We start from the raw sequence: 9340 nt of genomic DNA on the forward strand, positions 1-9340 counted from the left end.
TTCCGCGCGCGCCCCTCGGCGTTCTCGTTCAGCCCCGGAAGCCCTGGTTCAGCCCCGGAACCCCAGCAGCCCGTGCAGTGTGCTGCCCGGGTCCGGGCGCACTGCCGGGCGGGCCGACTTGGTGGTCGCCGGCTTCGGGTCGGGGGTCTTCGCGCAGACCGCGTCCGCGTCTCCCCGGCCGGCGCGGGGGACCGTGCCCTTGGCCAGGTAGTCCGTCAGGTAGCGGTCCAGACAGGTGTTGCCGCTCAGGGTGATGCCGTGGTTGGCGCCGCCCTGCTCGACCACCAGGCGGGAGCCGCGCAGCTTGCGGTGCAGGGTGACTCCGCCCTCGTACGGGGTGGCCGCGTCGTCCGTCGCCTGGAACAGCAGCACCGGGGGCAGGGCGTGGTTGGAGACCCGCACCGGGTTCAGCGGCTTCACCGGCCAGTCGGCGCACGGGGCGTTGTACCAGGTGTTGCCCCAGGCCATGAACGGCGCCTTCGCGTGCACCCGCCAGGTGTCGTTGCGCCAGGTGTTCCAGTCGCGCGGCCAGTCGGCGTCCCGGCACTGGACGGCCGTGTAGACCGAGTACCCGTTGTCGCCCTCCGCGTCCACCGCGCCGAACCGTTCGAACGCGGCGACGAGCGGCTTCTCGTCCTTGTCGTTGGCGTACGCGGCGAACGCCTCGGCCAGCACCGGCCAGTAGCCGTTGTAGTAGCCGCCGGGCAGGAAGGTGTCGTCCAGCTCGCCCGCGCCGACCTTCTTGCCGGCCGGGCGCTTCTTCACCGCGTCCCGCATCCGGTACCAGGCGGTCTCGACCTTCGCCGGGTCGCCGCCCAGGTGATAGGTGGCGTCGTACTTCGCGACCCAGGCGGCGAACGCCTTGTGCCGGGCGTCGAACGCGTAGTCCTGGGTGAGGTTGTCCTCGTACCAGACGCCCTGGGGGTCCACGTTCGAGTCGAGGACCAGGCGCCGGACGCGGTCCGGGAAGAGCTTCGCGTACACCGCGCCGAGGTAGGTGCCGTAGGAGTAGCCGAAGTAGTTGAGCTGCCGCGCCCCGGTCGCGCGCCGGATCACGTCCAGGTCCTTGGCCGCGCTCACCGTGTCCATGTACGGGAGCAGGTCCGGGTACTTCTCGCCGCAGGCCGCCGCGAAGTCGCGGGCCCGGTTGCGGTTGACCCGCTCGCCGCCGAGGGACTGCGGTACGGGGTCGGGCCTGACCGGGTCGAAGTACCCGGGCAGGCAGTCCAGGGCCGGGCGGCTCTTCCCGACGCCGCGCGGGTCAAAACCGATCACGTCGTACTGCGAGGCGACCGCCTTCGGCAGCGAGGCGGCGACGAACGGGGCCATGGACAGGCCGCTGCCGCCGGGCCCGCCCGGGTTCACCAGCAGCGGCCCCTGGAAGGTCTTCGAGGTGTGCGGCACGCGCGTCAGGGCCAGGGTGACCTGGCGGCCCGCCGGGTCGTCGTGGTCGAGCGGCGAGCGCACCGTCGCGCACTGGAGCGTCGGCGAGGACTTCGTGCCGCAGTCCTTCCAGGCGAGCGGCGCGGCACGCGGTGTCGCGGTGTCCGCCGTGGCCGGGGCGGCGGTCACCAGACCGGCGACCGTCGCCCCGAGGGCGCACAGCAGTACTGAACGGTTCGTCATATGGCCTCCCGGGATGGGGGAACGCGGCTGCGCGGTACGCAGCCCCCGCCGCATGTTCCCCGCAATCGGCGCCGGAAGGACCCGTTGTGGTGAGAGATGACCCGTTTGCGTGCCCCGCGCGGACCCTGCCCGCTCAGAGCAGGGTGAGCTGGGTGGGCTCCGAGCCGTCGAGCGGCGGACGCGGCTCGCGCCGGGGGAGCTTGCGGGCCGTGCCCCGGTGCGCGGGCCCGATGCCGTACTCGGCCGCCAGCTCGTGCACGTACCGGGTGATACGGCGCTGGTACCAGGTCGGTGCGTAGGCGCCGTCCGCGTACAGCCGCTCGTAACGCCGTACGAGATGCGGGTGGTGGTGGCCGAGCCACTCCATGAACCACTCGCGGGCGCCGGGGCGCAGGTGCAGGACGAGCGGGGTCACCGACGTCGCGCCGGCGGCGGCGATCGCGCGGACGGTGGCCCGCAGCTGCTCGGGGCTGTCGCCGAGGTGGGGGATGACCGGTGCCATCAGCACCCCGCAGCCGATGCCCGCCTCGCTCAGCCTGCGTACGACGTCGAGCCGGCGCTCCGGCGAGGGCGTGCCGGGCTCCACGGTCCGCCACAGCTCCGGGTCGGTGAAGCCGACCGAGACCGAGACGCCGACCTCGGTGACCTCGGCGGCCTGCCGCAGCAGCTCCAGGTCGCGCAGGATCAGCGTGCCCTTCGTCAGGATCGAGAACGGGTTCGCGTGGTCGCGCAGGGCGGTCAGGATGCCGGGCATCAGCCGGTAGCGGCCCTCGGTTGGTTGCACACTTCCCTAAGCAGCCTTGACCTGCGAATATGTCCGGCATGAACACACAGGCGGACGACACAAGCCACCTCATCGACTTGGTATGTCGGAAGAGTCAGGCAGTAAAGAGCAAGACCGGCCGCCGGGAAATCTCGGTCAGCGCGCAGGAAGCCCGAGGTCGCAAGACGGCCGAACTGCTCGGCCTGACTGTTCGTCATGTATGGCGTGAGGTTGGGTCGGCGTCTCGCTTTCGCCGGTCCAAGAAAGTGGCTAAGCAGGATCTCGCCCTACAAGCTTTGGACCGTGGCGAAATCGCGGCCCTGTGGGTGTTCCGCTTGGACCGATGGACCCGCCGGGGTGCCGGTGCCATTCTCTCAATCGTAGAGCCCGCAGACGGACGACCCCGCCGCCTGCTGATCGACAATGGCGACGCCGATAACCCCGGCATCGGACTGGACAGCGCTAATCCTAGGGACCGTTCGGAACTCATCCGCCGCGCCGAGGACGCCCGTGAGGAAACCGAGGTACTGAGCGAGCGAGTCAGGAACACCAAGACTTTCCAGCTCGAAAATGGGGAATGGCTTAACGGGGTCGCCCCTTACGGTCTGCGCGTCGTCACTGTCTCCGCGTTCGATGAGGACGGCGAGGAGATAGAGGAACGGAAGCTACAGCGAGACCCGGAAACATCTGCCGGTATTCCGGGTGAGCCCGAGGTAACCAAGATGGAGATTGCCCGATTTGTTACGTACGAATGGCCGGTGGCGCGAGTATCCAAGCGAGAAACGGCACGACGACTGAATGAGCGCGGAGTACCGTCGCCCACAGGTGGTGACTGGGCATTCAGCACCGTTGCGAACATGATCGGAAATCCCGCGTATGCCGGATGGCAGATAACGGGACGCTCCGACAATCGGTCGCGCCGGATGCTCTACCTTAACGAGAACGGCGAAAAGGTCAGCGTCATGGTCGGGCCGCCACTGCTCGAAGAACACGAGTACAACGAGGCTCAGACAGCATCGCGCGGAAATGGGCCACCGGCAGACGCCGAGTCGTGGAAGGCAAAGCATCTGCTGACTGACCTACTCGAATGCTGCGGGTGTTTCTCGTCCATGCCTAGCGCCGGAACGTCGTACGCGTGTTGGCGCTCCCGCGCTGGGGGAGTGTGCCCGGCCCCCGCGAATGCTGCCGCACACAGCGCCGAGGAATACGTCTTTCAGCGCTGGTCTGCCCGGCTCTACGCGGCCGACCTAGACGACCCGCTGTTGGTCATCGTGGCGGAGCGCTGGGCGGCCAGGAAGGACCCGCAGGCATCCGAGGAGGAACAGACCGCTAGGGCCGCGCTGGCGGACGCAGAGCGCGTTCTCTCCCGTCTGTGGCAGGACCGGCGCGCTGGACTGTTCGACGGCCCCTCGGAACGGTTCTTCGCGCCCCAGCTATCCGAGGCAAATGCGGCCGTCATGGCAGCGCAAAAGGCGCTCGACGGCATACGGGGCACGGGCCCGGTGGATATCTCGTTCTTGCTGGACCTAGAGCAACAGCGGGTAGCATGGGAAGCGGCAGACCTTCCGCTTAGGCGTGATCTCTTGAGGCTGGCAGTCCGCCGAATCCGAGTGCGGCGCGCACCCAAGCGGGGAGTTCAGTTCGACGGACATTCCCGTATGGAGATCAATTGGCTTGACGAACCCGCGTGGGACACGGCCGCCTGAGCAAGAACAGGGGCCCCGTTCGGAGCGATCCGGGCGGGGCCCTTTGCTTTGCCTTCAGGAAGCCACAGCCCTTGACGCCCGCCTCGCTGAACTGGAGACGCGGGAAGCCCGCCCGGCGACCGTAGAAATCATCCAGCGGGACACAACAATTGCGGACGCATGGCGCGACGCAGACAACAAGGGTCGGCGAGACATGTTGCACGAGGCGGGCGTCACGATCCGAATCAAGCGCGCCAAGCGGGGCCGGACGTTCAAGCTCAACGAAGACCGCGTTAGCTGGCGCATGGCGAACGAGTTCTACGAATCGGGCGCGCAGGAACTTGCGGCCATCCTGTCGAGTGAGCTGTGACCAACGACGACCGCGCCCTCCTCGCCGCCGAAGCCATGGCCGGCTAGCGGCGCCACCGGGCCCGCAGAACACCACAAAGGCCCCTGCCCATCAGCGAGATGGGTAGGGGCTCTGTCATGCGTCGAGTCACCGAAAGCCCTGCGCGTCCGCCTGGGCGCCTAGGAATGCAGCCGGGTCCACCTTTGCTCAGGTAGCCCCCGAGAGGCGCTCAGACGGACACCTGCGACCTCGGGGCGGCATGGGCAAGCAGCGTCACAGCGGGAAGGGGCGGGCCTTGCGGGCCTTGCGCGGGAGGCTCGCGTGAACTAGCGCGGCCACTTTCCGTGCATCAGGCATCACCTATTGCGATGTGCGGTTTGTGTTTCATGTTTGGAATGTCGGAATAAGGGTGCCCTAATCGGCGAATCTGGAACGAGAGGTAGCGTCACCCTCAGCGGGTCGCGTCACCGAGCGGCAAGCCTTTGACCTGCGGTTTGTGACGCTGTGACGGAAACTCTCTAAATCTGGTATCTAGACATACTCGTATAGGCCCATACCGGAGTTCGCGTCTTTCCGTCACAGCGTCACTCGCCCCGTCCGTAGCGCCCGCACCCGCTGTCGTATCGCCTTCGCTGGCACCGCCGGGTCTCTCACTCCCTTCAATAAAGTTAGGACGGGAAGGCATCATGCGCTTCCCCCTCACGCGGGTGCCGTCACACCGCCCGCCCTCAAGAAGTCCCCGCACGTGGACGCGGCCCGCCGCCGTAATTACGTGCATCAAGCCCCAACCCTAGGTTGAGCTAGCTACCGCTGTGACGGCCGGTAGCTAGCTCCCCAGGGTTGGGGCTTTTTTGTTTCCCGCCGTCACGAGTCAAGGGCTTTCCCATGTCAGACTTTTACATCAATGCCCATAATGCTGTGAGGCGCGCCTACGGACCCGCCAGGCTGCACCAGTGCCGCTGGTGTTGGGGTCAGGCGACACAGTGGGCTTACGACAACGCCGACCCGGGCGAGCAGCGAGACAATCGCAACCGTCGCTACTCGTTGGACATCGCCCGTTACCAGCCGCTATGTGCCCGCGATCACCGCACTTTCGACCGCCTGTTCCGCCGTGGGGCGGAGCCTGCCGGGTATGAGCGGGCGATGCGAAAGGCGCGGTACAGGTACGGCAATGAAGCGCTTGCCGGAATGGCGGAACGGCGGATCGCCGGCCTTGAGCGCCACATAGTCGGCACCCGCCGTAAAGCACCGCTGGTGCTGGGGCATGTTGCCGTGTCGAGGGTTATGACGTGAGCCCCTGTATCGCTGACTTCCTGGCCCTGCGCTGTGACTTCGCCCCACGGCGAACTATCGCGCTGTACGAGTTGCGGGCCGCATGCGCTGGCTGGTTGTCCGTGCACGGAGGGGCATTCCCCGAACTGCGTTCCATGGAGGACGAGTTGGCGGACCACGCAGTTCGCATCGCCATGCGTGAGGGCGCCCCTGTCGCGGTCGGTGTCGGGTTGCGTGCGTCGCACAAACAGATGGAGACAGCAGCCCTGATCCGCCGCATGGCCATCAACCCAACGAAGGACACACCATGACCAGTACACAGCGCGCCGCGCTCTACAACCAGCTCAACGACTTCATCAGCGATCAGTGCGAGACCGGACAGCGCGGCGCTATGCCGTTCTCCGTGTTCGTCCGCTGTTTCCATGGTTGGTCCGGCCGTTGCGGTCTGCCGATTCCGACTGGTCGCGCTATCACCGAGTCGCTTGCCGATGCCGGGCTGACCCTGACCGAAGGCCGTTACGGCGACGACATGGTGCCGGGTCTCCGCATGAAGCCGCGCGGGGGTGCCCGGTGAGCGCACCGCAGACGTGGGATTCGCTGTGCACGTTTCTCCGGGCCCGTACGGCGGACAGCGCGGGCGAGACGCTGAGGTACAAAGCGTTCCTGCGCGCGTTCAGCGGGTGGTGTGCGGCTACGGGGCGACCGGTTCAGCACGCTGCCGAGGTGGCCGCCGCGCTGGATCGGGCCGGGTACCCGCTGACGGTCTCGCGCACCGGCGACCTGATGACGTCCGGCCTGCACATCCGGACGATTCCCCGGGATCAGCTGACTGCGACCGCGCCGTGAGCGCCCGCAACGCCCACGCCTTCAGGCACCAAACGCTTCGGAACCAAATCTGCGCCAAGCGGCGCACCAACCGCGCCGACCAGCGCACCAATCGAAAGGTACTCCCATGGCCCTTGACGCCCACGCCGCAGCCGCCCACCTTGCTCAGCGCGACGCCGCCACGGCGAAGCTCCGCGCCCTGAGCGACCGGTACGGCGCGAACATGCCCGCCGGCGCCCGCGATACCGAACGCCGCCTGCTCGCCGAGATCGCCCGACTGGATGGCGCTGTCTCGGATGCCGTGGGCGCCGCTGCCGCCGATGAGCGCGCTGCCCGTGCCGATGAGCGTGCCGTCCGTACCGAACTGGCCGTGATCGGTGCCCGGTCCTTCGCTGACGCCGGGGAGCGTCGGTCCCGCGAACAGGTCCGGGTGCTGGGCGTACCGATCCGGCTCAGCGCCGACACGATGGCGTATACAGAACGCTCGGCTGACGCCCTGGATGCGCTGGACACCGGGAACCTTGTTGCGGCCCCCGTGATGCTTGCCGAGGTGCCTGCCGGTTCACAGCTTCTCGACAAGGTGCAGCAGTTCACGTTCCGGTCGCAGCGCGGATACGTCCCGCTGGTGCCTGCGCTGGAAGGCCGCGTGCTGGGGCGGAACGAAGAACTGATGCCCAACGAGCTCACACACGGCACGGTGGAGTGGTACGAGACCGTGAAGGTAGCCGCGATGGTGCGAGCCGACTTCGACCAGATCACGGACTACCCGCAGTACGAGGCGGCCACGGACGCCGCCCTGCTTTCCGCACTGGGGCGCGCTGTGGACGCAGTCCTGATCAACGGTGGGGACGATGGCGACGTCCAGGTGCCGGGGATGCTCGAAGCTGGCGTGACGACCAGCGGGGCCGTCGATGGTCCGTCCGTGCTGGGGGCGCTGGCACGCTGCAAGGTGGCCGGGGCTGTTCCGGATGCGCTGATCATGCATCCGCTGACTGAGGCCGAACTGATCGACACCATCAGCGACGCGGTGGCCGCCAAGCTGCCGGAGATCATCGCTCTGCCGGCTGTCGCGGAGGGAACCATCGTGGCGGCCAGCCTCGCCAATGTGGCCGTTGCCATGCGGGAAAACCTGGACGTCGGATCGTCGACGCAGCACCCGGAGTTGTTCGCGAAGGATCAGGTGGCTCTGTCCGGCCGTGCGCGCGTCGGTGGTGTGGTTCTGGCGAACCCGGCGCACGTCCAGGTGGTCACGGCCGCAGGCGCCGCGTGAGCTACACCGAGTCGATGCGGGTCCGGCGGTGCGATCCGCTGACGCAGGTTTTCCCGGGCTGCTGCCGTGTGCGCTGGGCCCTGACTGCCGGGGGCGAGAAACGGCGGAAGCCCTACGCGGCGAAACGCCTTTCCACGCAGCAGAGTTGGTGGAAGTGGTGGAGGTCGCCGAGGTTGCCCGACGTGCGGGTGTCGTGATCGGTGCGGCCAAGGGTTCGAAGCACGTAACGGTATGTCGGACGTGCACTCAGTGGCTGCACGCGCGGGAAATGTGGCGAGACATTGAGGTGTGATGTGGCGACTGTGCACGGCTCAGCAAAGGAGTTCGAGCCGGCCGCGCTCTCCCGGATCTTCGCCGCCCGTTTGCGCGAGCGTTTCAACAATCCGCCGCTGACTGTAGACGGCATGGTGTGCGCCGAGTGCGAGCAGTGGCTCAACCTTCGAGCGTGGGGACTGGTGGGCGATGATTGATCGGACAGCGTGGCGCAACCGCTGGGCAGCACGGGCCGCACGACGCGATCTCGCTCTCATTCGCTGGGGGGCCGAGCGCCAGTGGCGCGACCAGTTCCAGCCGGTGCGGTGCGAAGAGTGCGAGACCTTTACGGCCGCATCCGGGGCGTGCGTGCTTCGACTCAATGGCGCACCCTCGGCCGCGTGCTGGCAGTGCGCTGTCCGTCGCAATGCTGTCTCGTCCGCCCTATCCCTCGTGGAGTGCGAGCGCCTGGCCGCAGAGCACGGGATGGTCAAGCCGGCGCCGAGACAGCGGGGATGGATCGATGTCGGCGACCCCGACCGAACGGCCATGTTGTTTGCCGGGGGCGGGACCTTCACGGCGAGTCACATAGCCAACGTGGGCGCGGGCAGGCGAGCGGGTGGCGGGCCTATCGAGTGGCGCTGAGTAGGCGGGGGCGGTCCAGCCGGTAGGGGGTGTTCGCGGCGCAGGCGGTAAGACAGCAGCGGGGACAGGTACTGGGCGACGATGCCCGGTACCTGTCCCCGCTTTTGCTGTGTCTCAGCCCGCTTGCTCCTCCGCCGACGCCAGGCCAGTCAACTACGTTGTAGCCACTTCCGGTTGGGGGTGCACGCGTAACTGGCGCTATGCCGATCAGCCCCTGGTCGGCGCTCGCGTACAACAGCAGCCGACCCGCGCGCACGCGCACCATCGCAATCCCGGGCCGGCGTGCCCGCTGTCGTCTGCTTGTGGGCTCACCGCCTCGTCACCGCACGCAGAAGGCCGCACTGTCGGCCCAACGCGCAAGCCAACGAACAGCGGAATTTTCCCGGCGAGGGAGGGAGGACACGACCAAAGTTCAGCCCGGTGCCTCTCAGCGATCCCGGCCTCAGCTCTAGAAACGCACCCTGGGTGTAATGCCGTTTTCCAGCCCCCCGCACCTTGCTGATCTGCGCCAATCGCATAATCATCCTGGTATGTACCTCTCTGGAAGGCTGTAGTTAACCTCGCGCTTTCACGAACGAGCCTGTCCGAAGCGTGATCAAAAAGGTGAGGAGTGCCTCTGACCTGGGACGATAGGACTTGTCTAGGGTCCGGGT

At 67.3% G+C, this 9340-nt stretch carries 8 protein-coding genes and 1 pseudogene; 7 read left to right on the forward strand and 2 right to left on the reverse strand.

Annotated elements, in window-relative coordinates; all coding sequences use genetic code 11:
- Positions 1 to 48: 48 nt before the first annotated feature.
- Positions 49 to 1626, reverse strand: a complete 1578-nt coding sequence (locus ACIQZN_RS15545; RefSeq protein ID WP_403993005.1) for an alpha/beta hydrolase — start codon at positions 1624 to 1626, stop codon at positions 49 to 51.
- A 133-nt stretch (positions 1627 to 1759) separates the two neighbouring features.
- Positions 1760 to 2407: pseudogene (locus ACIQZN_RS15550) on the reverse strand (radical SAM protein); the annotation flags it as partial.
- A gap of 41 nt (positions 2408 to 2448) precedes the next feature.
- Here ACIQZN_RS15550 and ACIQZN_RS15555 point away from each other — a divergent pair.
- From ACIQZN_RS15555 to ACIQZN_RS15585, 7 genes are all read left to right on the forward strand, one after another.
- The gene (locus ACIQZN_RS15555) at positions 2449 to 4095 is read left to right on the forward strand and encodes a recombinase family protein (RefSeq protein WP_403993008.1); all 1647 of its coding nucleotides are present in this window, start codon (positions 2449 to 2451) and stop codon (positions 4093 to 4095) included.
- Positions 4096 to 4288: 193 nt separating this feature from the next.
- Positions 4289 to 4444 (forward strand): hypothetical protein, encoded by a 156-nt coding sequence (locus ACIQZN_RS15560; protein ID WP_403993011.1) that lies wholly within the window; start codon positions 4289 to 4291, stop codon positions 4442 to 4444.
- 1268 nt (positions 4445 to 5712) lie between these two features.
- Positions 5713 to 6006, forward strand: a complete 294-nt coding sequence (locus ACIQZN_RS15565; RefSeq protein ID WP_403993014.1) for a hypothetical protein — start codon at positions 5713 to 5715, stop codon at positions 6004 to 6006.
- The gene (locus tag ACIQZN_RS15570) at positions 6003 to 6269 is read left to right on the forward strand and encodes a hypothetical protein (RefSeq protein ID WP_403993017.1); all 267 of its coding nucleotides are present in this window, start codon (positions 6003 to 6005) and stop codon (positions 6267 to 6269) included. Before ACIQZN_RS15565 ends, ACIQZN_RS15570 begins: the two co-directional genes overlap by 4 nt.
- Positions 6270 to 6418: 149 nt before the next feature.
- Positions 6419 to 6541: a hypothetical protein gene (locus ACIQZN_RS15575; protein WP_403993020.1), complete on the forward strand. Its 123-nt coding sequence runs from the start codon at positions 6419 to 6421 to the stop codon at positions 6539 to 6541.
- Positions 6542 to 6647: 106 nt separating this feature from the next.
- Positions 6648 to 7790 (forward strand): hypothetical protein, encoded by a 1143-nt coding sequence (locus tag ACIQZN_RS15580; RefSeq protein WP_403993023.1) that lies wholly within the window; start codon positions 6648 to 6650, stop codon positions 7788 to 7790.
- A 293-nt stretch (positions 7791 to 8083) separates the two neighbouring features.
- On the forward strand, positions 8084 to 8260 hold the full coding sequence (locus tag ACIQZN_RS15585; protein WP_403993025.1) for a hypothetical protein: 177 nt from the start codon (positions 8084 to 8086) through the stop codon (positions 8258 to 8260).
- Positions 8261 to 9340 lie beyond the last annotated feature (1080 nt).

The sequence above is a fragment of the Streptomyces sp. NPDC097595 genome, assembly GCF_044761525.1.
Taxonomy (GTDB): domain Bacteria; phylum Actinomycetota; class Actinomycetes; order Streptomycetales; family Streptomycetaceae; genus Streptomyces; species Streptomyces drozdowiczii_A.

Bases quoted from the DNA above. Each gene is read 5' to 3' on its own strand.
- ACIQZN_RS15545 (WP_403993005.1), bottom strand. From the start codon at position 1,626: ATGACGAACCGTTCAGTACTGCTGTGCGCCCTCGGGGCGACGGTCGCC.
- ACIQZN_RS15555 (WP_403993008.1), top strand. From the start codon at position 2,449: ATGAACACACAGGCGGACGACACAAGCCACCTCATCGACTTGGTATGT.
- ACIQZN_RS15560 (WP_403993011.1), top strand. From the start codon at position 4,289: ATGTTGCACGAGGCGGGCGTCACGATCCGAATCAAGCGCGCCAAGCGG.
- ACIQZN_RS15570 (WP_403993017.1), top strand. From the start codon at position 6,003: ATGACCAGTACACAGCGCGCCGCGCTCTACAACCAGCTCAACGACTTC.
- ACIQZN_RS15580 (WP_403993023.1), top strand. From the start codon at position 6,648: ATGGCCCTTGACGCCCACGCCGCAGCCGCCCACCTTGCTCAGCGCGAC.